The sequence below is a fragment of the Pantoea sp. ICBG 985 genome (assembly GCF_002928365.1).
GTDB lineage: Bacteria > Pseudomonadota > Gammaproteobacteria > Enterobacterales > Enterobacteriaceae > Pantoea > Pantoea dispersa.
The window spans coordinates 45,905-70,549 of sequence record NZ_POWM01000001.1 but is presented as its reverse complement, the minus strand read 5'-3'; the positions used below and the strand labels follow the sequence as shown (position 1 = coordinate 70,549).

General features: G+C 54.6%; 20 protein-coding genes, 1 tRNA gene and 1 pseudogene. 11 read left to right on the top strand and 11 right to left on the bottom strand.

Translation table 11 applies throughout. The features are described 5' to 3' along the window. The first annotated feature begins 66 nt into the window (after positions 1 to 66). Complete coding sequence (locus C1Y42_RS00350; protein WP_104092624.1) at positions 67 to 1,428, top strand: amidohydrolase family protein; 1,362 nt, start codon at positions 67 to 69, stop codon at positions 1,426 to 1,428. Positions 1,429 to 1,537: 109 nt separating this feature from the next. Here C1Y42_RS00350 and C1Y42_RS00345 read toward each other — a convergent pair whose 3' ends face one another. After that, positions 1,538 to 1,735, bottom strand: a complete 198-nt coding sequence (locus C1Y42_RS00345) for a hypothetical protein (protein ID WP_010618157.1) — start codon at positions 1,733 to 1,735, stop codon at positions 1,538 to 1,540. A gap of 391 nt (positions 1,736 to 2,126) precedes the next feature. Between C1Y42_RS00345 and dbpA the strand changes: the two genes are divergently transcribed. The 3 genes from dbpA (at position 2,127) to C1Y42_RS00330 (ending at position 7,231) form a co-directional block, all read left to right on the top strand. After that, positions 2,127 to 3,506 carry an ATP-dependent RNA helicase DbpA gene (dbpA, locus tag C1Y42_RS00340; protein WP_104092623.1) on the top strand — a complete coding sequence of 460 codons (1,380 nt, stop codon included), beginning with the start codon at positions 2,127 to 2,129 and terminating at the stop codon, positions 3,504 to 3,506. 141 nt (positions 3,507 to 3,647) lie between these two features. Beyond that, positions 3,648 to 4,610, top strand: a complete 963-nt coding sequence (locus C1Y42_RS00335; protein ID WP_021507259.1) for a chemotaxis protein — start codon at positions 3,648 to 3,650, stop codon at positions 4,608 to 4,610. 1,064 nt (positions 4,611 to 5,674) lie between these two features. Continuing rightward, complete coding sequence (locus C1Y42_RS00330) at positions 5,675 to 7,231, top strand: methyl-accepting chemotaxis protein (protein WP_058758001.1); 1,557 nt, start codon at positions 5,675 to 5,677, stop codon at positions 7,229 to 7,231. Between the two features lie 99 nt (positions 7,232 to 7,330). On the opposite strand, the gene C1Y42_RS00325 is transcribed toward C1Y42_RS00330, so the two are convergent. Next, positions 7,331 to 8,620, bottom strand: coding sequence for an HAAAP family serine/threonine permease (locus tag C1Y42_RS00325; protein WP_021507261.1), 1,290 nt, complete (start codon positions 8,618 to 8,620; stop codon positions 7,331 to 7,333). On the opposite strand from C1Y42_RS00325, the gene C1Y42_RS23325 reads away from it, so the two are divergent. Then, positions 8,608 to 8,853, top strand: coding sequence for a hypothetical protein (locus tag C1Y42_RS23325; RefSeq protein ID WP_146068670.1), 246 nt, complete (start codon positions 8,608 to 8,610; stop codon positions 8,851 to 8,853). The genes C1Y42_RS00325 and C1Y42_RS23325 overlap by 13 nt on opposite strands. A gap of 166 nt (positions 8,854 to 9,019) precedes the next feature. On the opposite strand, the gene C1Y42_RS00320 is transcribed toward C1Y42_RS23325, so the two are convergent. The 3 genes from C1Y42_RS00320 to C1Y42_RS00310 are packed head-to-tail and all read right to left on the bottom strand — an operon-like array spanning position 9,020 to position 12,313. After that, a complete protein-coding gene (locus C1Y42_RS00320) occupies positions 9,020 to 10,015 on the bottom strand; it encodes a glycosyltransferase family A protein (RefSeq protein WP_021507262.1) in 996 nt (331 codons plus the stop codon). Further along, on the bottom strand, positions 10,012 to 11,319 hold the full coding sequence (locus C1Y42_RS00315) for an oligosaccharide flippase family protein (protein WP_058775186.1): 1,308 nt from the start codon (positions 11,317 to 11,319) through the stop codon (positions 10,012 to 10,014). Before C1Y42_RS00315 ends, C1Y42_RS00320 begins: the two co-directional genes overlap by 4 nt. Positions 11,320 to 11,335: 16 nt before the next feature. Further along, positions 11,336 to 12,313 (bottom strand): glycosyltransferase family 2 protein, encoded by a 978-nt coding sequence (locus C1Y42_RS00310; RefSeq protein WP_104092622.1) that lies wholly within the window; start codon positions 12,311 to 12,313, stop codon positions 11,336 to 11,338. A 1,203-nt stretch (positions 12,314 to 13,516) separates the two neighbouring features. On the opposite strand from C1Y42_RS00310, the gene C1Y42_RS00305 reads away from it, so the two are divergent. Next, complete coding sequence (locus tag C1Y42_RS00305) at positions 13,517 to 15,415, top strand: flagellin (RefSeq protein ID WP_158251389.1); 1,899 nt, start codon at positions 13,517 to 13,519, stop codon at positions 15,413 to 15,415. A 24-nt stretch (positions 15,416 to 15,439) separates the two neighbouring features. On the opposite strand, the gene C1Y42_RS00300 is transcribed toward C1Y42_RS00305, so the two are convergent. Then, positions 15,440 to 16,342 carry a LysR family transcriptional regulator gene (locus C1Y42_RS00300; RefSeq protein ID WP_104092620.1) on the bottom strand — a complete coding sequence of 301 codons (903 nt, stop codon included), beginning with the start codon at positions 16,340 to 16,342 and terminating at the stop codon, positions 15,440 to 15,442. A gap of 104 nt (positions 16,343 to 16,446) precedes the next feature. Between C1Y42_RS00300 and C1Y42_RS00295 the strand changes: the two genes are divergently transcribed. The 5 genes and pseudogenes from C1Y42_RS00295 (at position 16,447) to C1Y42_RS00275 (ending at position 21,047) form a co-directional block, all read left to right on the top strand. After that, the gene (locus C1Y42_RS00295) at positions 16,447 to 17,865 is read left to right on the top strand and encodes an aldehyde dehydrogenase family protein (protein WP_104092619.1); all 1,419 of its coding nucleotides are present in this window, start codon (positions 16,447 to 16,449) and stop codon (positions 17,863 to 17,865) included. A 504-nt stretch (positions 17,866 to 18,369) separates the two neighbouring features. After that, a pseudogene (locus C1Y42_RS23800) lies at positions 18,370 to 19,439 on the top strand (acyltransferase family protein). 105 nt (positions 19,440 to 19,544) lie between these two features. Further along, positions 19,545 to 19,961 carry a hypothetical protein gene (locus tag C1Y42_RS00280; protein WP_233210675.1) on the top strand — a complete coding sequence of 139 codons (417 nt, stop codon included), beginning with the start codon at positions 19,545 to 19,547 and terminating at the stop codon, positions 19,959 to 19,961. Continuing rightward, positions 19,962 to 20,126 carry a hypothetical protein gene (locus tag C1Y42_RS23795; protein ID WP_233210674.1) on the top strand — a complete coding sequence of 55 codons (165 nt, stop codon included), beginning with the start codon at positions 19,962 to 19,964 and terminating at the stop codon, positions 20,124 to 20,126. Positions 20,127 to 20,399: 273 nt separating this feature from the next. Next, complete coding sequence (locus C1Y42_RS00275) at positions 20,400 to 21,047, top strand: hypothetical protein (protein WP_104092616.1); 648 nt, start codon at positions 20,400 to 20,402, stop codon at positions 21,045 to 21,047. 195 nt (positions 21,048 to 21,242) lie between these two features. On the opposite strand, the gene C1Y42_RS00270 is transcribed toward C1Y42_RS00275, so the two are convergent. The 5 genes from C1Y42_RS00270 to C1Y42_RS00250 all read right to left on the bottom strand — a co-directional run bounded on the left by C1Y42_RS00270 (position 21,243) and on the right by C1Y42_RS00250 (position 24,567). Then, a tRNA-Thr gene (locus C1Y42_RS00270) sits at positions 21,243 to 21,318 on the bottom strand. A gap of 197 nt (positions 21,319 to 21,515) precedes the next feature. After that, positions 21,516 to 23,261 carry an amylovoran biosynthesis protein AmsF gene (locus tag C1Y42_RS00265; protein ID WP_104092615.1) on the bottom strand — a complete coding sequence of 582 codons (1,746 nt, stop codon included), beginning with the start codon at positions 23,259 to 23,261 and terminating at the stop codon, positions 21,516 to 21,518. A gap of 201 nt (positions 23,262 to 23,462) precedes the next feature. Next, a complete protein-coding gene (locus C1Y42_RS00260) occupies positions 23,463 to 23,756 on the bottom strand; it encodes a hypothetical protein (protein ID WP_058769339.1) in 294 nt (97 codons plus the stop codon). Then, on the bottom strand, positions 23,753 to 24,097 hold the full coding sequence (locus C1Y42_RS00255) for a hypothetical protein (protein ID WP_031279668.1): 345 nt from the start codon (positions 24,095 to 24,097) through the stop codon (positions 23,753 to 23,755). Before C1Y42_RS00255 ends, C1Y42_RS00260 begins: the two co-directional genes overlap by 4 nt. A 2-nt stretch (positions 24,098 to 24,099) precedes the next feature. Next, on the bottom strand, positions 24,100 to 24,567 hold the full coding sequence (locus tag C1Y42_RS00250) for a glycoside hydrolase family protein (RefSeq protein ID WP_104092614.1): 468 nt from the start codon (positions 24,565 to 24,567) through the stop codon (positions 24,100 to 24,102). Between the last annotated feature and the right edge of the window lie 78 nt (positions 24,568 to 24,645).

Genomic DNA, 24,645 nt, shown 5'->3' with positions numbered 1-24,645 from the left:
AAATATCGCAGCGCGGCGGCGTCGGTTTTGCCAGATTAGGTTTTTTCCTTTTGCCTGGAGTTTCCGATGCCTCTGACCGCTTCCAGCCGACGTGATTTCCTCAGCCACGGCGTGCGCCTTACTGCCGCAGGCAGCCTGATGATGGCTGGCATGAGCAGCGCCGCCCGTCCCGACACAGCACCGGTCTCGTCCACCCCGCCGCCTGCCGTGGCGCACTATCAGCTGCTGAATGTGCGCCTCGAAGAGGGATTTGAGCGCGACGGCGTGGAGATTGTCGCCACCCGCACCGCGCTGTACGACATCACCATTAAAGAAGGCAAGTTCAGCGCCATTAGCGCCGCCGGCCAGGCGCGCCAGCCTGCCCTGCCGCAGTGGGATACCGGCGGTGCGCTGCTGTTACCGCGCACGCGGGACATGCACATCCATCTGGATAAAACCTTCTACGGCGGACCATGGCAGGCACCGCGCCCGCGGCAGGGCAAGACCATCATGGATATGATTGCGCGCGAGCAGGTGCTGATTCCCCAGCTGTTGCCAACCTCGCAGGCGCGCGCCGAAGCGCTGATTGGCCTGCTGCAAAGCAAAGGCAGCACCGAAGCGCGCAGCCACTGCAACATCGATCCAGTCAGTGGCCTGAAAAGTCTCGAACATCTGCAGCTGGCGCTGGCCAACCATCCGGCGTTTCGCTGTGAGATCGTCGCCTTTCCGCAGCATGGTTTGCTGCATTCGCAGGTCGATGGTCTGATGCGTGAGGCGATGCAGCTCGGCGTGCAGTATGTCGGTGGGCTGGATCCCACCAACGTGGATGGTGCCATGCAGGCTTCGCTTGATGCGATGTTCCACATCGCGCTCGATTACGATCGCGGCGTGGACATTCATCTGCATGAGACCAGCGCCGCCGGCGTGGCAGCCATTCAGTACATGATCGCCACCATCGCCCGTAATCCGCAGCTGAAAGGCAAAGTGACACTGAGCCACGGTTTCGCGCTCGCCACGCTGGAAGGTAAGGCGCTGGATGAGATTATCGCCGGCATGGCCGAACAGCAGATGAGCGTGGCGTCAACGATTCCGATTGGCAAGCTGACGATGCCACTGCCGCAGCTGCAGGCGGCGGGCGTGACGGTGATGACCGGCACCGACAGCGTGATTGATCACTGGTCGCCGTTCGGTACCGGCAGCATGCTGGAGAAAGCCAATCTGTATGCCCAGCTGTATCGCGGATCGGATGAGTTTGGCCTGAGCCGCGCGCTGCATATCGCCACCGGCGGCATTCTGCCGCTCGCCAATAGCGGTGAGCGCCAGTGGCCGCAGCTCCAGGATGAAGCCAGTATGATGCTGGTCGACGCCAGCTGCTCGGCGGAAGCCGTGGCGCGCATTGCGCCGGTGCGCGCTACGTTCCAGCGCGGCACGCCGGTATTCAGCGCCTGAAGGCGCATCGCAGCCAGCACCAGCACGCCAGACCCGGCCAGAAAAAAGCCTCCCGCAGGAGGCTTTGGAAGGTGACACCGGCGCGGCAAGCCCGATGATAATGCTGGATTTAAGACAACATCTGAATCGCCAGCGCATACAGGCGCTGGTGCTCATCGTCATTAACAGGCTCTTCTTCCGCATAACAGGCAATCATGGAGCTGACTTTATCGGAGGATAACGTCTCTCCATGCAGATGCAGCGTTAGCACGGCGCGGCCGACGATTTTCAGAACGTCTTCGTTTTGTCCCTGGACATAGTGACTCAATGAGGTGACCTCTGAAGTAATTATTAATTGCCAAATGGCGCGCTAAATATAAAGCAAAGCGGTTAGGATTTTTACTCAGATTTTCCGCGTAACAGGTAACATATAAGCGAAATCTTACTGAAAATAGCCGTAACATGCGGCGATATTGCCGCTTACCTGCCGCTAATATCATTTTTTCCCTCGAAAAAGCGTTTTTACCGTTCGTGCTGCCTGGTGTGAAATTCGGAACATTCATTAAAACTTTGCGATAGTTGCACCTCATCATTGACCTGACAAAGCGCAACGACTGACTAATTTCACAACGTGATTATTACCGCAATTGCCGTTGCCGATAGGCCGCCTTTCTGCCAGACTGGCCGCCGCTATTCCTGCTACTACCTGAGATGCTCCTGTGACTGCTTTTTCTACCCTGACGCAACTGCCTGCCAGCCAGCTCGACAACCTGCGCGAGATGGGCTTCGACGCCATGACGCCGATTCAGGCCGCTTCCCTGCCGGCCATCCTTAGCGGACGCGATGTGCGGGCGCAGGCGCAAACCGGCAGCGGTAAAACCGCCGCCTTCGGTATTGGCGTGCTGAACCGCATCGACAGCGGGCGTTTTCATACCCAGGCGCTGGTGCTGTGCCCGACGCGTGAACTGGCCGACCAGGTCAGCAACGTGCTGCGTCAGCTGGCGCGCTTCACCCGCAACATCAAGATCCTGACGCTGTGCGGCGGCCAGCCAATGAGCGCGCAGCGCGATTCGCTGGTGCATGCGCCGCATATTGTGGTCGGCACGCCGGGGCGCATCCTCGATCATCTCAAGCGTGACAATCTCGATTTAAGTCAGTTGCAGAGCCTGGTGCTGGACGAAGCCGATCGCATGCTGGAGATGGGTTTCCGCGACGATATGGAAGCCATCATTGGCTTTACGCCGGATTCGCGTCAGACGCTGCTGTTCTCCGCCACCTGGCCCGATACCATTGCCAGCCTGAGTCAGCGCTTTCAGCGCGATGCGCTGGCAGTAGCGACCGAAGCGCAGTCGGAACTGCCAGCGATTGAGCAGCAGTTTATTGAAACCAGCGTCAGCGAGCGTATCAATCTGCTCAGCGCTCTGCTCAGCCAGCAGCAACCGGCTTCCTGCGTGGTGTTCTGTAACACCAAACGGGAATGTGATGAGATTGCGGCCGCGCTCAACGATCGCCAGATCAGCGCGCTGGCGCTGCACGGCGATCTGGAACAGCGCGATCGCGAACGCGTGCTGATTCGCTTTGCCAACGGCAGCATCCGCGTGCTGATCGCCACCGACGTCGCCGCGCGCGGCCTCGACATTAAATCGCTGGCGCTGGTGGTTAACTTCCAGCTGGCGTGGGATCCGGAAGTGCACATCCACCGTATTGGCCGTACCGGCCGCGCCGGCGAACAGGGGCTGGCGGTCAGCTTTGTGGCGGCTGACGAAATGGTGCGCGCCCATGCGCTGGAAGATTACCTGCAGCAGAAGCTCAACTGGCAGCCGGCCAGCACGCTGAAAGGCAAAGGCGCACAGCCGCTGCCGGCGGCAATGATGACGCTGTGCATTGACGGTGGGCGTAAAGCCAAGATGCGTCCCGGCGATATTCTGGGCGCCCTGACCGGTGAAGCCGGTTTCAGCGGCGATCAGATCGGTAAAATCGATCTCACCCCGACCCATGCGTATGTCGCCATCGACGCCGCACAGGCGAAGAAAGCACTGATCAAGCTGAAAGAGGGCAAGATCAAAGGCAAAAGCGTGCGCGCGATTCTGCTGAAGTAACTGTCGTGAGCGTGAGGGCGATCGCCCTTACGCTAAATTTTCATCGCCCTTCCCTTCATTTTTTTCCTCCGCTGCCGATAAGTTAATCATGGCGCTATTGCCCTGCCCTTTACTCCGCCCAGATTCTGCCCCGAGGCCACAATGGATAATTTTCAGAAAGAGATCGATGAACGCGCCAACCTTGCGCTTTCTAACAAATTCGAACTGCTGCTGTTCCGGCTGGGTTCCGATCGGCTGAAAGGCAAGTCTGAGCTGTACGGCATCAACGTATTTAAACTGCGTGAAATTGTGCCGATGCCGACGATTACCCGCGCCGCCGGCATGAATTCACCGCTGCTCGGCATGGCCAGCATTCGCGGCCAGTTTATTCCGGTGATCGACCTGCCGGCCGTAACCGGCTGCAAACCGGAAACCGGCCTCAACCTGCTGCTGGTGACCGAATACGCGCGCAGCACCCAGGCATTTGCCGTGGAATCGGTGGAGAACATTGTGCGTCTCGACTGGAATCAGGTGCACACGGCGGAAGCGGGCATCGGCAGCCGTAACATCACCAGCATCGCCTGTCTGGACACCGACGGTCAGAGCAACAATCTGGCGCTGGTGCTCGACGTCGAGCAGATTCTGTATGACATCATTCCGTCGGTGCGTGGTGTTGAGCCGAGCGAAGAGACGGCGAAGAATTTCAACCTTAAACCCGGCCAGGTAGCGATTGTTGCTGAAGACTCCAAAGTGGCGCGTCAGCTGCTGGAACAGGGGCTGAAAAGCATGGGCATTCCGGCCATCATGCACAATACCGGGCTTGAAGCGTGGATTAAAATCAGCGAGATGCAGAAAGAAGCGCAGGCTAACGGCGAGTCGATTCACGACAAAATCGCGCTGGTGCTGACCGACCTCGAAATGCCGGAGATGGACGGCTTTACCCTGACGCGCAACATCAAGCGCGACGACGCGCTGCGGCAGATTCCGGTGGTGATTCATTCCTCGCTGTCAGGTAGCGCCAACGAAGATCACGTGCGCAAAGTGGGCGCTGACGGTTACGTCGCTAAGTTTGAAATCAACGAGCTTTCCAGTGTGATTTATCGCGTGCTGGAGAAGAAGCGCTAAGCGCTTGCCCCGATTTTCCCCTCAGGCGCGATATTCGCGCCTTTTTTGTGCCCGCTCGCCAGCCTTCAGCAGCGTTACCGTAACGGCGTATTTATCCTGTCTTACTGATCTATTAATCGTCTGAGGTCACCATGAATGGTGACCCTACAGGGCCTCTGCGTGTTTTTTGCAGGGTGCAGTTTATTGCGCATTCCGCCATGGTGCGGGAAATGAAATGCGCGATGAATCGCGCCGCTACGGTTTGTGCGACGGGATAATGCAGATATCCCATCCGCAATGAATCATGATGGCGCGGCTTGTCGCGCAGATATTCTTCTTATAGGACGCCGCTGATACCCGCACGGGTAACTGATATTCCTTTCATGTGATGCCGCTGATAACCGCACGGGTGGTAGCGGCGCAATTTATTGCGCATTCCGCCACGGTGCGGGAAATGAAATGCGCGATGAATCGCGCCGCTACGGTTTGTGCGACGGGATAATGCAGATATCGCATCCGCAATGAATCATGATGGCGCAACGTATCATGCAGATATTCCTTTCATAAGGTGCCGCTGATAACCGCACGGGTGACTGATGTTCCTTCCATGTGATGCCGCTGATAACCGCACGGGTGACTGATATTCCTTCCATGTGATGCCGCTGATAACCGCACGGGTGGTAGCGGCGCAATTTATTGCGCATTCCGCCGCGGTGCGGGAAATGAAATGCGCGATGAATCGCGCCGCTACGGTTTGTGCGACGGGATAATGCAGATATCGCATCCGCCTCTGCGCGTTTTTGTCGGGTGCGCAATTTTGCGCACCGGCACAGGCCATGACGCCAGCTAATTACGACCAGTGATTAATCAACCTTAAGCCCTCTTAACCGTTTTGTGACAAATCCCTAAAAAATTAAAGTTAAAACATTAGCAACCGATAACTTTAGCGCCTGCGCAGGTGGCGCCAGACCCGTCTTGCCGCAACGGCAAAAAATCTTTCCTTTACACATCATCGACATATTGCAGGCCCATCGTCTGCGTTTTCGTTTTAACACAACAGCATTCTGGCATTGCGGGGAGATCCAATGTTGAGCTTAAAGAATATGAAGGTCGGCGTCCGCCTGGGCATCGCCTTTGGTTTAGTGGTGGCACTACTGGTGGTGATTGGTATCACCTCAATTATGAAGATCAACAACATCAAGAGCGGCATTACCTCGATTGTGGAAGATCGCTATGTAAAAGTGCGGCTCGGCTTTGACGTGCGCGATGGCGTCAACGATCAGATCAAATACCTGCGCGGCATCGTCATCGATACCACCCGACCGCAGTTCAACGTGCAGCGCTTTCAGCAGCTGGCAGACGCCACCGCCCGTACCAACGCGGCGATGAAGAAGATCGAAGCGATTCAGATTACCGCCGTAGGCAAGAAGAAAATTGCCAGCCTGCTGGCTGCCAGTCAGCAGTTTGAACAGCAGAAAAATGAGGTGCTGGATCTGGTGCGGGCCGGTAAAGCCGATGACGCCAGCTACTACGTGCTGAAAAAAATTACCGCCGTGCAGAATGCCTACCTCGACCTGGCGGTGGCGTTTGCTGATTCCCAGTCCTCGCAGCTCCAGCAGGAAGGTGCCGGCATTATCGACGATGGCACCACGGCGATTGAAGTCACGCTGGTGTTCTCCGCGCTCGCCATTCTCGCTGCCGTGGTGATGGGCTGGCTGCTGACCCGTTCGATTGTGCATCCACTGAATGAAGCGGTGACCATCGCCAGCAAAGTGGCTGCCGGCGATCTCAGCTCGCGCATTGAAATACGCAGCAAAGATGAAACGGGCGCGCTGATGCAGGCTCTGCAGGCGATGAACGATAACCTGCTGACCATTGTTTCCGACGTACGCGCCGGATCCGACACCATCGCCGTGGCGTCCAACCAGATCTCCAGCGGCAACATCGATCTCTCTTCACGCACTGAACAGCAGGCCAGCTCGCTGGAAGAGACGGCCTCCGCGATGGAGCAGATGACCGCTACCGTGAAGCACAACGCCGACAATGCGCGCGAAGCCAACTCGCTGGTGGCGAAAACCTCCGGCGTCGCCAAAGAAGGCGGTGAAGTGATGGAGCAGGTGATTGTGAAGATGGAGGCGATTGCCCTCTCCTCGAAGAAGATTGTCGACATCATCAGCGTGATCGACTCTATCGCCTTCCAGACCAACATCCTGTCGCTCAACGCGGCGGTCGAAGCGGCGCGCGCCGGTGAACAGGGTCGCGGATTTGCCGTCGTCGCCACCGAAGTGCGTAACCTGGCGCAGCGTTCTGCCTCCGCGGCGAAAGAGATCAAAGTGCTGATTGAAGACTCAGTGGCGAAGGTGGATGAAGGCAGCCGTCTGGTGACGCACGCCGGTTCGACCATTGGTGAGGTCGTCAATAGCGTAAGCAGCGTGGCGGAGATCATGAGCGAAATCACCATCGCCAGCAGCGAACAGAGCAGCGGCATCAGTGAAATCAATCAGGCCATTACGCAGATGGAAGCGGTGACGCAGCAGAACGCCGCGCTGGTGCAGGAAGCGTCCGCTGCGTCTCAGGCGCTGCAGGAGCAGGCCGATCGTCTGGCGCAGTCGATGAGCGTGTTTAAAACCGCTGCGGTTTAAAACAAACAGCCCCGATCTGCATGCGTCAGACGGGGCCGTTCAGTGTCGCAGGCGTTGTCTTGGCGGTGCGCATCGGGTCCGGCGCACCGCGTCCTGCTGTTAATTCATCAGCGAATAAGCGATGGATGAAATCGCCAGAATCCCCACCAGCACCACAAACAGGTTACTGATTTTGCCGCTGTACTGGCGCATCGCCGGGACTTTATGAATAGCGTACATCGGCATCAGGAACAGAATCATCGCAATCACCGGCCCGCCCAGCGTCTCAATCATGCCGAGAATGCTCGGGTTCAGAGTGGCAACCAGCCAGGTGGTCAGCAGCATAAACAGCGTGGTCAGGCGATTCATTTTCTGCGGCGTGATGGTTTTACCGCGGCTGCGCAGCGACTTCGCTACCATGCCGTTAAAGCCTTCACGCGCGCCCAGATAGTGGCCGAGGAACGATTTGGTGATCGCCACGATGGCGACAATCGGCCCCATCCAGGCAATCATCGGCACGTTAAAGTGGTTCGCCAGATAGGACAGAATGGTGATGTTCTGCGCCTTTGCTGCCTGTAAATCGGCGGGCGACAGGCTCAGCACGCAGCTGAACACAAAGAACATCACGGTCACCACCATCATCAGATGGGCGCTGGCCAGAATGCGTGAACACTTTTTCTCCGCGCCGGCGCCGTACTCGGCGCGTTTCGCCACGGCAAAAGACGAGATAATCGGCGAATGGTTGAAGGAGAACACCATCACCGGAATCGCCAGCCACAGCGTCATCCAGATACTGCTGTCGCTGCCGCTTTGCGCAAACGATAAGGTCTCCAGCGCCGCGCCGTGCCAGTGCGGCACCAGATACGCAGCCAGCAGCATCAGCACCGCCACAAACGGAAACACCAGCACGCTCATCGCTTTGACAATCATCTGCTCGCCGAAGCGCACCACCGTCATCATGCCAGCAATCAAAATCAGCGACAGCAGCGCACGCGGCGGCGATACCAGCCCGAGCTGGTGCACAATAAAGCTGTCCACGGTATTGGTGATTGCCACGCTATACATCAGCAGGATCGGGTAGATGGCAAAGAAGTAGAGCAGCGTGATGATCTTACCGGCGCCGACACCGAAATGCTCTTCCACTACGTCCGTGATATCCGCACCGGGATTTTTGCCGGAGAGCACAAAGCGCGTCAGCGCACGGTGCGCAAAGAAGGTCATCGGGAAGGCGAGAATCGCCATGATGAGTAACGGAATCAGCCCACCCGCGCCGGCGTTAATCGGCAGAAACAGCACCCCTGCGCCAATCGCGGTGCCGTACAGGCCCAGCATCCACACCGTATCACTCTTGCGCCAGCCGGTTGCTGCCGCCTCCACCGTACCGAGGGTACCGGTTTGTGAGTTATCCATCTGTCTCTCCAAAATTGTCTCAAATGCAGCCGGAACGACGGCTAAAAATTCGCGGCGGCCTGCAGCGTGCGGTCGCTTCACAAAACGCGCCTATGCTACCCGTTTTTGCCCGGCGTGGATTGCAGCAACGCAAGACATGCATCACAAAGGCGGTAAAAATGCGCGAGATGGCGATAAAAGCAACAATAACGCACGAAACACGCACGCAATCGATTGCCTGGGGCGCTATTTGACCTGAGAAGCGTCAGGAGTGCAAGACACAGCGCGAAGTGGACGTGAGCGGGAGAATGAAGTGCGGGGATGTTGCCAGCAGCAGAGCGCTCAGGAGGAAACTCCCCCGGCAGCTAGCCTCGGGCAATGCTGTACTTCGCCAGAGGATAACGCCGGGAGAATTGAAAATCAGAATGCCCGCATTCTGTAGAGGGCATAAAGGAAATAGTACGCTGTGATAGTATTCAAATTCATAATCATGTACTTCAGTTTTTCATTTTTATTCAGCAGCGTAAAAATACCTTTAGAATATTTTCCGCGCTTGATTTGATTAATTTCCTGCGCAATATCGGCAGGTGAAAACGAGGCGTGATACATAGCGGTGACAATCTGCATATCCAGTGCCAGCACGCGTTTCGAGATTGCTTTTAAAAAATGGTCGAGATTACCCGACGCGTACTTTTCCACAATCGAATCGTACAAATCGGTAAGCGACTGTTTACGCACTTTCAGTTCGCTGTACTGCACTTTACGTTTCGACAGCGATCCCGCCACATCCTCATAATGATAAGCCGCGCCTGGGGTAATGAGAAAATTACTGACGCAGCTGAAAAACTTCAGGTTAAACAGCAGGTCCTCACTCATCGAGACGCCTTCCATGAAGCGCAGATGAAGATCGTCAATAATCTGGCGGCGATAACATTTATTATGCAGATAGCCAATGTTGTCACTCATCTCCAGCTCGCCCAGCACGTAAGGAATATCCTGCTGGCTGAAGAATCCCGCCTGCGAGACTTTGCCGATACGGTTGTCGTTGAGATTGCCAACCATTAAGTCCACCGATTCGGCCGGCCAGGCATTGAGATTGAGTTTGAAACTCATCAGGAAGTTATCGTCAACCCAGTCATCCGCATCGAGAAACAGGACATATTCCCCGCTGGCCTGCTGCAGCCCGCTATTGCGTGCCGCACTGACGCCTGCGTTAATTTGATTAAGCACCGTAACCTGCGGATAGTGAGCAAACTCCTGCAAAATCCGGGCACTGTTATCGCGACTGCCATCGTTGACAACAATTATTTCATAGCTACTGAAGGTTTGATTTAATACGCTTTGCAGCGTACGCCGGATAGTGTTTTGCGCGTTATAAACGGGAATGATAATACTAAATAGCGTTTTTTCATTCATGATAAACTCTCTTTACTGTCTGAGGTTTTGATAGTGCTAAAGAGCTGCCATAGTTTCCTGGGGTTGAAAAAGATCAGATGAATACGCATGACCGGCTGTGCCGGGAAAAAGTAATTCAGCAGGGAGAAGGATAAAAACTCGGTTAATACCACGCTCATGGCGGCACCGGTTAAACCGAAATGTGGCACCAGCAGCAGCGACGACAGCACGCAAATCACTAATACCGCGAAGGTTTTTTTCACCAGATAGCGATAGCCGTTATATTTAATGATGAAACGATCCATGACGCTGCTCAGCACCGCGCACATCGCACCGAGGCTGAGTAATAACGTCGGCGCGACCGCATCAAGATATTGCTCACCGTAGAAGTCACGAATAAACCAGCCCGACAGCAGCCAGATCGCCACAATTACCGCAGCGGAAACGCCAATCACCAGCAGATGCAGTTTCTGCGCTTTGACGATCGCCTGCTGGTCATTCCGCTCGGCAAAAAATGCCGGATAAAACGACGCCAGCAGCGCGCTGGGTAAAAATACCCAGGCGGTCGACAACGTCAGCGCCACGGAAAAAATGCCCGCCTCTTTCACGCCGAGAAAATAAGAGACGCTGATTTGATTCACGCGGGTATAGAGCGCAACGGCAATCGCAGAGAAGATCAGCGACATGCCGGAAACCAGCATGTAGCGCGAATACTTTTTCACGTGGCGCAGCGCCGGAAGCGGTGCACGCCGCTCATACAGCAGAAACAGCGTTAACTTGATGGTGAAAGGAATAAAGGTGGCGAGCACAATCGGAATCGCCAGCCAGGCCGGTTCCAGCTGGTAATAGGAGATCAGAAAGCGCACCGTCAGGCTGATCGCCAGGCCAATGACGTTGGCAATCACATTGAGACGCGCGTTGAGCCTCGCTTCGTTGTAAATATTGACCAGGTCAATGGATGAGAACAGGCAGGCAATGGCTGCCGCGCAGATAAAGACCAGCGCGTCGGCGCTCCATTCCTCTTCCATAATCGCCATGCCGACAATCGACAGCACGCAATACAGCACCAGTACCAGCAGGAAGGTCGCCATCATCAGGCGCAGGCCGGAGTGATGATTCTGCGCGATGCGTTTTAGCAAAATCACATCGCTGCCCATCAGTGCGATGGTCTGAATAAACTGAAATACCAGCATGGCGATGGAGATAATGCCGAAGGTGGTGGGCCCGACGTATTTCGCCACGTAGGAGGTGACAAAGATCAGGCCGAATACCGCAATCAGCTTTTCGGCAATCATCCACATGGAGTTTTTTAATTTGTCTTTCACAACGCCTCCGGTGCGATTATTTCTCTGCCAGCCGGCGCAGCCGTGAAACCAGGCGCGGGCTAATGAAAAACAGCGCAAAATACAGGCTCCACGGATTAAATAGCGGTCCGGCGGTGCACCAGCTGCGGAAACTGCGGCGATAGAGCGTGATGTATTCATCAATAAAGGCGCGGCTCAGGCTGTCGCTGTGCAGCCCTTTGTGGATGTAAGACGCCGTGACTTTTAAATAGAGGTGGTAATAACAGCGATAATGCTGGTTCGATAAAAATGCTTTCATGCCGCTGAACGAGCGGGCAAAAGAGAAATGTTTTTCCCGCAGCGCCGAACGCGTGGCGGAGTGCGTGGATTTGACGTAGTGATAAACCACCCGCTGCGTCATCACTACCTGGCGATCCTGCTGCAGATGCAGGTAGTTCATGACAAACAGCAGGTCTTCGAAATTGGCGATCTCTTCGTTGAACCGCAGCCGGTGCTGACGAATGACATCGCCGCGAAACACCTTGTCGCAGATACCGTGGCGCGGATGGTAATAGAGCAGATCGTTAATCGCCGCCGATACCGACAGCGTGTGCGCCTGTTCACGGTTGGCGGGAAAATCCAGCGGGGCACCGTCCGGGTTGAAGTGTTGTGACTCACCCACCACCATCGCCGTTTCATCACTCATCAGCCGCACATACGTCGAGAAGGCCTGGGGCGGCAGAAAGTCATCGGCGTCTAAAAAACACAGCAGCCGGCCGCGCGAGGCGCGAATGCCCCGGTTGCGCGCCGCCGAGACACCCGCGTTGGCCTGGCTGATAAGGTGGAACTGCGGATAACCGGCGTAACGCTGCAGGATCGCCAGCGAGTCATCGCTGGAGCCGTCATTAATAAAAATGGCCTCAAAGCGAATCTCATCCTGCTGCAGCAGGCTGTCGATGCATCTTTCCAGATAAGCTGCGGCGTTATACACCGGCACAATGACGCTAATCAGCACGTCGTTAACGGGAGTTTGCATATGACCTCAAAACATAATTTATCGCGGGTTAAACCCGCCGTGACAAAATAAAAATCGATACTGAACCGTTAATACTTAACGTTTAACGGCCCATGCTTTCATCCGGCTTAACATTAATACGGCGCTGTTTTCAGAGTTTCCTCAGCAAAATATGACCGCCGGAACACGTCTATTTTTTGCTGGAACCAGATAAGAATTTCGCTATATATTCAGGTCAGGTTCACCTGGCGATTTAAAGGGTAAAAACCGCAGGCTACCGCCCCTGGCTTACAGCGACCAGCGTGCTGGAATTCTCTTTGGTGTATTTTCAGGCGTAAAGAAGGGGCGCTGCACTCCGCAGAGTTCAGTGATTTATCAGCCAGTTAGCCCCAACGCTTCCTGCACAGCAACGTATTTATTGCGTTGCTGCCGGGTAAAACATTTATCAGATAGAGGTTTATTCGTTATCCTGATCGGCGCTACCTCTCCAGCTATTTTTTGCCGCATCAGGAAAACGGGAACTGCCGACCGCGGTTGAAAAGGTGCATCTTTCGACGGGCCTTCGCAACGAGCGTTACGACATTAACGATATTTGCTGTATGCCCTGCACTTTTATTACGCCGTGATGTATGTTGCGCGGCGCGAGGTGCAAGTGGCGTTAATTCAGTCCGGCTATCGCAGCCGGACTGCAAATGGCACAAGGCCAAAAATTGCGATCTGATTCAAAACTTTTACCGCATTCTTACCAGGCGCAGTTATAAGGTCAATGCCTTCCAGACCAAAACGGAATTTACTCACCCGCCCCGCCACAATATTTCGCGCTGAATGATTAGCATGGATAAAGCGCAACCGCGGCGATTGATAAGGGCGGCGCGCGCTGCTGACCAGGAATAAGAGCAGGGAAACCGGCGGATAAGTCCAGTAGCGTCCTAAGCGGTTGTTATCGCAATGGGTTACGCCCTCGCCGTCCCGCTTAAGCAGTAATAATCTTTATTCATTGTGCTGACCTGCTATTTTTAGTAGTCGTCAAGCCCAGCCTCTATAAATTAGCGCCGTGCGAAAAAATACAGATCCTTACCGCAGCACAAACTCAACTTAGCGAGATTTCATGCTGCTTATTTTAACAATCAGCGCTTCGCTGACGTGACTTAGGCCAAATATTTTTTTAAAGAAAGCCGGTAAATGCCGATAACGCTATCAGTGTATTTATCAGTGAGCCCGGAAATGATCAGCCTGCAAACCAATCTGTCTGCCCTCAACGCCAGCAAGCAATCTGCCAGAAGTGGCGCGGCGCTGGGCGATGCGATCCGCCATTTATCGTCGGGTATGCGCATCACCAGCGCGCGTGACGATGCGGCAGGTCAGGCGATTGGTAACCGTTTTAGCAGCCAGCAGAACGGCCTGGCGGTGGCGCAGCGTAATACCGGTGACGGCCTGTCACTGGTCGAAACCGCGGAAAGCGCGCTGGATGAGATCAATAACCGCCTGCAGCGGATTCGCCAGCTGGCGGTTCAGGGATTAAACAGCACCAATTCGCAGAGCGACTCAGACGCCATTCAGGCGGAGATTAACCTCAATCTGAAAGAGATTGACCGGCTCAACACCAGCAGCAGCTTTAACGGCATCAGGCTGCTGGATGGCAGCGCCGGTAAGCTGGGATTCCAGGTGGGCGCTAATGACAACGAGAAAATCAGTCTCGACCTGTCGGCGCCCGGCTTCAGCGTGGAGGCACTGGGACTTAAGGATTTGGTGATCAGCGGCATCAGCGGCAAAGTGACCAATGTCACCACCCTCACCGGCCTCGCCACCAATATGGCGTTCAGCAACCCGGCGATTACCGTAAACTATGTGCCCGCCAGCGGCTCACCGCAGCTGGTGCGCAGCAGTGGTGATAACCGCCAGTACGTGCAGAGCAGCGACGCCGACGGCAAGCCGGTCTATTATCTGGCCGCCGTCAGTGCGCGCTGGGACACCGCCACGGCTGCCGGTAACGTCTCGATTAGCCGCAGCAATCCGGCGCCGCTGTACAGCAACGTCAGCAGCATTGCGTCGCGCACCATCCCGGCGGTTAATTTTCAGGACAGCAGCGGCAGCGCGCTGAGCACCACGCCCGCAGCCACGTTAACGCAGGATAATGGCCAGTATTATATTGAGCAGAACAACAGCTGGTATCCGGCCACGCTCAGCTTTGGCAGCAGCGGCGCGGTAACGGCACGCATGACCGGCGGTGCCGCCAAAACCGACAGTGATTTCGCGACCCTGCCGACCACGGTGACCGACACGCCGGCGATCGACACCAGCACCGCCAGCCTTAGCTTCAGCGATGCCAGCGGCAACGCGGTGAGCAATGGCCGTCTGCTGCGCACCAGCGGCGGGCAGTATGTAATGGAAGTGGATAACGGCGGCGGTAACTACCAGTATTATAACGCCGCCGTCAGCGCGACCTCGGATGGCACCAGTAATGCCCTGAGCATCGTCGCGACCAGCGCCAGCAGCATTAATAGCTTCAGTGCGGTAAACAGCGTGACCGGCACCTCTTACATCACGCTCGATCCGGCCAATGTGGATGTGCGCTATACCGATGTCGATGGCAACAGCAGTAATGATGTGCTGAAACTCGACGCCGACGGCAATTACTACATGGATGTGCCGAACGGCAATCTGGATAAAACCGCCACCTTCGTGCGCAGTGACAGCAGCGGCAACCTGATGCTGAAAACCCTGCAGGGCGTGGGTGACGTGCAGATTTACTTCCAGGCGGCTTTGTCGTCAGTGACCGATGCCTCCACCAACTTTACGACGCTGCGCGTGGCCGAGACCGGTTCAGAGATCCGCCTGAAACATCCGGACGATCCGCTTGCCACGCTGGATCGCGCTATCGGGCAAATCGACAGTCAGCGCACCCGTCTGGGCGCCGTTGCTAACCGGCTGCTCTCGGCGCAAACGCTGCAGGGTAACGCCACCGCCGCGATTGCGGCATCGCGTTCCCGTATTGAGGATGCGGATTACGCCACAGAAGTCTCCAGCCTGTCGCGTCAGCAAATTCTGCAACAGGCCAGCAGCGCCCTGCTGGCGCAGGCTAATCAGCTGCCGCAGCAGGTGCTGAAGTTACTGAACGCCTGATAAAGGACGTCATCCGGCTTCAGATCAGGCAGAAGCATCACGCTGCTCACGCACAAATTCGGTGAGCGCCCGCAGCGCCGGCGGCACCAGCCGGTGTCCCGGATAGTAAAGGCAGAGCGCACCGAGAGGCACCTGCCAGCCGGGCAACAGGTGCACCAGTCGGCCCGCCTGCACATCCGCCGCAACCTGCTGTTCCGTCATGCAGGCAATGCCCAGCCCCGCCAGCGCCGCCTGGTGGATGGCGCTCATGTCGCTGGCCGCCATACGCGGCTCGCCCTGCAGCCGATAACGCTGCTGCTGCTGGCTCAGCTCCCAGCGGTAAACGCTGCCGTCCGCCATACGCATACACAGGGTTTGATGCTGATCGAGCGCCTCTGGCGTCTGCGGTGTGCCCGCGTGTGCGAGGTAGGCTGGCGCGGCCACCACAATCATGCGCATTTCCGGCGTCAGCCTGACGGCAATCATATCGCCCGGCACATCTTCTGCCAGCCGAATGCCGGCATCGAAGCCGTCGGCCACGATATCCACCCGCTCTTTCTGGCTGTAAATATCGACGCGAATGCGTGGATAGCGCTGCAGGAACGGCAGCAATATCGATGCGTACCATAGCGCGCTGCTCTCGGGCGGCACGTTGAGACGCAGCATGCCGGCCGGATCGCCCGGATCGCTGCCGGCTTCCTCAGCCGCGCTGCGGATCATCGCCAGCGCTGGCACAATTTTCTCGCTGAAACGCCGTCCGGCATCGGTCAGCGCGACGCTGCGCGTGGTGCGGTTGAAAAGCCGCACGCCCAGTCGTTTCTCCAGCGCGGCAACCGCATTGGTCACCGCCGAAGGCGACATCTCCAGCTCGCTGGCCGCCGCTTTAAAGGTGCCGCGCCGCGCGACCGCCAGCACAATTTCCAGTTCAGTCAGACCTGTCCGGTTCATCAATTATTCCGTTTCGCGCAATACCCTTTGCAGGCGGAGGCGGATTATCGCCGCCGATGGTGCGTGCTACTTTGCCGCCACGCAACATGCAAAGGAGCATAGCCATGCACATGATTGAACACATCTATATCAACGGCCAGTTTGTCACTCCTGACGGCGATGAATGGCTGGATATTATCAAACCTGCCGACGGCAGCGTAATCGGTAAAGCGCGTCTGGCCGATGCGCAGGATGCTGAACGCGCGATTGCGGCGGCAGCGGCGGCGTTTCCCGCCTTCGCCGCGACCACGGTGGAGCAGCGCATCACCCTGCTGGAACAGATGTACCATGCGGTTAACGGAGCCGAAAGCAAGCTGCGCGCGGCGATCCTTGAGGAGTACGGCGCGCCCACCGCACGCTCCGAGTGGATGAGCCGCTATCCGGCTGACGTGATTCTGCAGGTCATTGAAGAGCTGAAACGCTATCCGTTTGTACAACAGGCAGGCCGCGCGCAGGTGCAGATGCTGCCGCTCGGCGTTGCCGGCCTGATCACACCATGGAACAGCAACGCGGGCTTTATCTGCCATAAACTAGCCACCGCGATTGCCGCAGGCTGTACCGCCGTGATCAAACCCAGCGAGTTCAGCCTGTTGCAGACCCAGGTGATCACCAGGGCGCTGCACACCGCCGGTTTGCCTGCGGGGGTGTTTAATATCGTCACCGGACGTGGTGCCAGCGTCGGTGAAGCCCTGAGCCGCAGTCCGCAGGTGGCGAAAATCTCCTTCACCGGCTCGACCGCCACCGGCAAAGCAATTCTGCGCAGCGCCGCCGACACCTTTAAACGCGTCACGCTGGAGCTGGGCGGTAAATCACCGACGCTGATTTTGCCGGATGCCGATGCCGCGCAGGCAGCCGGGCTGGCGGTTCAGGCTGGCTTTATCAATAGCGGCCAGGCCTGTATTGCTGGCACGCGTATTCTGGTGCCGGAGCAGCGCAAGGCCGAGTTCGAACAGGCGCTGACGGCGGCAGTCGCTGCGGAGGTCTCCGGCGATCCTGCTGACGCGCGCACCACCATCGGGCCGATGGTCAACGAGAAACAGTGGCAGCGCGTGCAGCACTATATTGCGCTTGGCGAACAACAGGGCGCGCGCCTGCTGACCGGCGGCAGCGGCCGCCCGGACGGGCTGCACCACGGCTGGTATATCCGCCCGACGCTGTTCAGCGATGTCACCAATGAAATGCCGCTGGCGCGCGAAGAGATTTTTGGCCCGGTGCTGAGCATCCTGACCTACCGCGATGAAGCCGAAGCCATCGCCATGGCCAACGACAGCGATTACGGCCTGTCGGCACTGGTGATCGGTGCGGATGAACAGCATGCGCGCAACGTGGGAGAACAGCTGATCGCTGGCCGCGTGATGATCAACACGCTGGCTCACGAACCGCGCGCGCCGTTCGGCGGTTTCCGCCACTCCGGCATCGGCCGGGAAATGGGACAGGCGGGTATCAGCGCGTTTCTGGAACCGCGGGCGCTGATTGCTGGTTAAGGAAGATATGAACGCCGCAGTTGATCACACTGCGGCGCTCAATAAGAGATATCATTGAGCATCTGCCTGAATAAAAATCAGTTCATTCATCACATCCCCGTACCATGAGTTGTTCACTATGCGTGGGGATTTGAGATTTGCAGCCAGAGACGTCGCCCTTGCTGATCTTTGAACCCGGCCACCGCGCCGGTTTTTCGTGACTATCTACACTCATCGGCTTTCTAACAGCACTTACGTCTTAGCTCAATATTTATTGATACTGTACGCGCCCGCCCTTCGCCGGCGCTTATTTCGCCTCCTTTTGATAACGATCAATATATTACCTGAAGATGATCATTAGCATTCAACTCTTCACAAAACGGTACTGTCGCGCCTGTTGATTTAAATAAACACAAGCGTTACTCAATTATGCAACGCAGTCCTGGGCAATAAGCAACCTCTGCGAAACCTAAAAGACGATAGGACCTGGTTATGTCTGCAAGATGATTAACTAAAGGGATTATAATGAGGTTGAATTCTCTAACTTCACTAAGGTTTATTGCTGCCTTTGGCGTTTTTTTGCATCACTTTCATATGCTGAATGACTCAAAAAACCATATAATCAATTGGTTTAGTTCAATTCTTTTTGAAGGTTTTGTCGGAGTAACCTTTTTCTATGTCCTGTCTGGATTTATTATTTCCTATAGTCATAAACAGCATTGCAAAGCACGGGAATTTAAAGTCTCAGATTTCCTTTATAATCGTATAGCAAGATTATACCCGGTACATATCATAACCCTCTTTATTGCTATATATTTTTATATACCTTCATATAACTATGGTTTAATACATCTCGATCAGTTCGCCTACAACCTCTTTTTAGTACAAAGCTTGATTCCAGATCCACAGTATTTTTTTAGCTTTAACGGGGTATCGTGGAGCGTGTCAGCTGAGATGTTTTTCTATGTTGCCTTTATATTTCTGGTGACACTGAACAACAAGCAATTAATCATTTTTTTGGGATGATGTTAGCGCTGATTGTTTACCACATGATCGCTATCCCGGACACAGCTAAATACGTTGGATGGACTTATTACATCAACCCTGCATTTCGCGTAATTGATTTTATGGCCGGAATGCTACTATTTCGTTTATACGATACGGGTAAGTTAATTGTCAGAGATAAATTTGCCACCGCTATGGAGTTTGGATCGCTAATCATCCTGACAGCCGCGATGGCTTATGGCATGAAAAACGTTGGCATGAAGTACCGTTACGACCTGTTTTATCTCATACCGATGATGTTTATCGTCTACATTTTTTCTTATGGAAAGGGAGTAATTTCACGGGTCATAAGTTACAGGCCAGTAGTTTTTTTAGGTGAAGCCTCATTCTCGCTATATATGATACACCAGATTTGCATTTACGTGGCAAGCAATAATTATAAATATAATCTGGACAGCATGGCTTCGACATTTTTCTTCATGGCCTTCACGATGGGTATAACGATAGGAATAAGTTGCATACTTTATCGCTTCTATGAAAAACCCATTAATGACAGCCTTAGAAAATTAAGGTATAGAAATAGAAAATAAGAACATTTTAGCACGATGAGTTAAGGCTTAATTAACTATGTTAAACACATCCATATGATGATAAAATTACCCCTATAATGATGTATATTTTATGGGTGATATTTCATGAAATTGAAAAAAATTGCATTCCTTAAAACTTTAGGCGTGATGGGGTCTTTATGTGGGATTATTGCGACAGCATTCGCAATCTATGCTCACTACAACCCGACTGGCCCTTCCACTCAGAGACATGACAATATCATGGGAAGCTGGCTCTCTGACTATTCTTATACTGAAAAAGGAAATACCGTTAGGGTTAATGGCAAAACAACATTTTTTTCAAATGGAAAATATAACTTCCACGGTAATATATCCATTAACTCATCTGCTTCAGGAAAGGATATATTTATTGATTATCTTTCTGATGGTGCAGGATGCTGGGAACTATATGACAAGGAGTTAATTACATCTTTAAATAGTTTGAAAACAAGGCCTGTTAAGCTGGTATTTAATAACCTTGAAGTTGACCCAATTAAAATGTAAATGATTAACAATAAAAAATTACCAACTATTGAAGATGATATGGCCAATGGAAAAAACCAGGCTTATAAAATAACAAAGCATACAGAGGGTCAGCTGACGCTGGAAGTTATTAACGAAACTGGAAATAATTTTAAATTTACAATGAAAAAAGAAAATTCATTATGATGGTAATCTTAAGCCACCATCATCACCACCGAAATAAGCATCTGACTCAAATACTATTATAACGAGCTTATAAAATCCTAAATTTTTTGTTGATAGTCATAAATAGTGAATTCTCTTTCCCACTCAATACATCTATAATATTTGACACATTATTTTTAAATCTAACGCTTCGAGATATTTAAATAGAGATGAAGACATTACTCACATCGAGGTGTATTTATGATGTCACAGAGTGATAGAGCGGTTTAATTAAATAGTTAACGAGGGGGATTTATGGCCGGTATTGGCTATTCGGTAGGTAAGTCTATTGACGACTTTTTGATCGACGACTTGAACGGCGCAATGCTACACGCATGTATGGCCGTTGATGGTACTTCGAAAAAAACGCACCCGGAAATGTACCGACACCGCACGAGATTTATAACAACGTTGCGCGAAAACTACTCTATCCTCCGTCCAATGTCTTTTCCTGGTTTAGACATTGAGCAAATAAAGTGGCCTGTTAAGATCTCTGCGGACCAAAAGCCTGACGAATGGCCTGACACAGCTGAGGTAATTTATGGTGTCCACCGCTGTGCACATGGTCACGGTGACGATCTACCTGAGGGTTTCGAATTAATGCCTGATGTGCTCCACGGTGATACTAACAGCACAACTTTGATAGCCGCGCCAGGTAGTGTGCAAATTTCTGATAGGGTGATCTTTGGCTTGCTGGCAATTGCCGTACTTGCTCCAGTAAATCATGATTTGAGCACTAAGGACGGACACTGGTTATCGCTCAACCACACACAATTTATCATTAACGAATGGTGGGGTAAGCGGGATGAGTTTTTAGCCATAGCCGCACCGCATGATAAACAGCGCGTTAATTTGGATTTGGGTAACTGGTATTCACAGGTGAATTCAGAAACGCAGCTTTAAAAGGATTCTCTTATTATCTAACTGAGGAATGAACATGAAGAAGCTAACAACCGCCCTTCTATTGTGTCTGCTAGCGGCTAAGGCATCAGCCGTGCCAATTACATTGATACTGTCTGATGAATCAAATAACTCGTGATAAAACGTAGCTACATCAGACCTGACTGGTCGGATTGATGTTTTTAAGGTTTTGTTGTGTGGTGCCGGAAACAGGAGTCGAACCTGCGACCTTCGCATTACGAATGCGCTGCTCTACCAACTGAGCTATACCGGCATTGAGGCGGGAACTACGGGGAGTAAACATAGAAAAATCGGGGGGATGAGTCAAGATGGTGCCGGTTAAGTGCTGCGTTTTTCAGCATCACCCGGGCTGGTCTTACGATTTTGACGCGGAGAAACCGCCGCGAACAGCGCCCTCTCGCGCCAGGTACAAAAAAGGCGAGGCCGCAGCCTCGCCAAAAGGTGCTGGCCTCAATCGTAATAAGGAAGCTTACGATCGACACCGTTGATATTGACCAGCACAAAGCCCGTCGGCGTGGTTTTATTGGTCGGCGTACCTGCTGCCGTCGCGACGGTAAGCACGCCTTTCTCGTTAGCCCCAATACCCGCGACGCCATTGTGCAGGCCAAAGCGCGCCGCCGGTTTGAGGGTGCCCATTTTGGTGGTATCCGTCACCACCGAGAAGTCAGGCTGGAACAGCGAGCAGGAGCCAGCTTCAAAACGCGTCGGACCGGTAGTCTTCAGGTTAATCAGCGTGTCGCCGCTGTTGGCGCGCAGCTTCACCCACACCACGGCATACGTGGTGCCGACGCGGCTGTAGCGAATATCCAGCACCGCCGGCTGCCCCATATGGCAGGCGTCAGCCCATACCGTTTCCAGCCGCTGCAGGTTAATCCACGTTTTCCCTGTGCCCGCCAGATTGACCGGCGAAGCGGCCGTTCCGGTTGGCTGGGTGGCGTCGGCTTTACCAATCAGCTCCATCACCCACTGCTGATTCGCCGTCGGGAAGAACAGCTGGCCGAGGCGATACCAGTTATCAGTGTCGGTGTTGTTGGTGACTTTGTGGCCGCTGTAGTAGCCCGCGCGGAATGAGCCGGTGATCAGCGTGCCGTGATGCTCTTCACGGCGATAGCCGTAGTCAAAAGTCGACAGCCAGCGCGTGCCGGCCATATCGTTCGAGATTTTCGCCCCGGACTGCAGGCCAATCTGGCGCATGATGACGCGCGCATTATTGAGATTGAACGGCGTGCCGCAATCCTCAATGTTCAGCGTATCAATGCTCCAGGCACCGTCCGACAGATCGCCCGGATTACGCGTGTGCTCGATCCACACGTTGCGCATGATGCCCTGCGTCACGCGCGGCATGTACAGCGTGGCGTCGCCGTAGCCGGTCTGGAAGTTACAGTTGCAAACTTCGATAGCGGTTGAGTGGTCCCACTTGCCGTTTGGCGAGTTCGACCAGCCAATATCAAACACCCGGCCATAGGTCCACAGCGAGTAGATCTGGTCGAATTTACTGTCGAGCGTATCCAGCGCTTTAATCACCGTGCCGCCGCTGTTTTGCGCGCGGAAACAGTAAATATTTAACGTGGTGCCTTCGATGCAGGTGTTTTCGAAGAACGGCTGCACGTTGGTACACATCTCGGCGGTAATGGTACCTTTGTTGGTGGTGACGTCGGCCGATGCCTGACCGTGCCAGGTAATGCCTTTGATCGCGGTTCGCCGCGCCTTCACTTTGAACACCGTGTTGGCACTTTTGTCGGAGATGATGGTGGTGCGCGGCAGCGAACCCAGCTCCACGTCATCCCCCTGCAGGCCAAAAAAGGCGATCTCGGTGGCGCTGATGTCGATCGGGTTGATCAAAAATTTACCGCCTGGAAAACGCACCGGCAGGTCACGGATATTACCGCTGTAACCCTGCGTCCACGCCAGCATGCGGTTAAAGGCGTCGGTATCGTTGGCGTAACCGTCCCCTTTCGCGCCGAAGTGGTAGACGTTGACGTCGGCCGGATCGTTGATCACGCGTTTCCAGTAAAAGCCATTGCCGACCGCCAGCGTACCGCCGTCATCGGCGGCCGTGGTGGTGCCGATAAAGCCGGTGAAATCACCGCCGCCACGGAAGGTGGAGTCCGCGTTGTAGCGGCGCAGGAACGCCAGATCGCCGTTTTTGGCCGGCACAGTGGTACGCAGTTCAGCAAAAGAGTTAACTTCGATCATCTTAGCCTCCTCGGCATTTCAGGTTTGCAATACAAAGCGAGAGAACAGCGTCAGTGCGCCGCCGGGCGGCAGTGCTGGTCCCAGAGATCGTTGTGGTTGTTGATGGCGCGCACGGTGCGAATGTCCATGCGTTCGGCGTCATTGCCGTGGGTGTAAATCGGGGAAAATAACGAACAGGCGGAGTCGATAACGACGGGCGCCTCAGGGTTGGTGGTATTTCGACTGCTGCAGCTTGTCACGAGCAGCAGCGTCATCAAGATTACCGTTGCGGGTTTCCACACGTCTGGCCTCCTCACGCAGCTGTTGCTGCTGCTGATTAACTTCAACCGCCTGCGCGGCGGTCTTTTCGGCCTGCGCAACATCAGCTTTCGCCTGCTGCTGCACCTTGCCGATTTTTTTACCGCCGGCGTAGCTGGCAATCAGCGCGGCAATCACGCCGCCAATCGCCGCCAGCCAGTGCCAGCTGCCGGCAAGCTGAGAAAGAAGAAAGCTCATGGTTTGTCCTCCAGCGTTTTTCTCTGCTCCACCAGGTTCTTCTGACGCACGAACTGCGCCAGTACGCCCATCGCCACCATGAAGGCGCCGATCAGGCCGAGATAGTTGTGCGGCAGGATCTCTTTGATATCTGCCGGCAGCGCGTTCCATGCATCCAGCGCTGACGAGGGAAATGACTGCACCCAGGCGCTGAGCATTGAACCCAGCGATGCCAGCCACACCGACCAGGTTTTAAACAGCAGGCGCGCGTGTTTAACAAACTCCAGCGTGGTGAAGCGCTGCAGCAACAGCAGCAGGATGATGGCCGCCAGCACGGCGATAACGAACAACAGCCAGCGCATGTTCATAACAGCCCCCTGTAGATGTCATAGGTGCCCGTGCGCATCACTTCGGCATGACGCCGGGCGCGCCCCGCAGTTTGCCGCGCCCACAGGCTGTCGAGCATGGCGTTCGCCGCCGCGTCGAAATCGCGTTGCGTCACCGCGGTGAGCATGCCGCGAAACAGCGTCAGACCGTCGACGCCCATCTGGTAGGCCATGCTGATCAGCACATCGCTGCGCGCCTCATTGCATTGACTCAGTGCCTGCTGCACCAGCGCGCGCTGCTGCATCTCCTGCACCTTGCCCTCAACGATGCACTGCTTCCATACGTCGCCGACACGGCGCGGTACGCGGAAGATATAGTGGCTGAGCGACGCGCCTTTCGGCCCGATGCGAATACCGCCCGCAACGGTGGGAAACCCCTGCGTGTCGAGGTAAGGCGCTTCGCGGTATCCCTCTTCGAAATTCAAAATGGCAATGATTTGGCTCATAACGGTTCCTCTTTGACGGGCGCAACGGCATGAAAAGCTGCGCAAATAACCACAACACATAAACCCCGCTGATCGGTT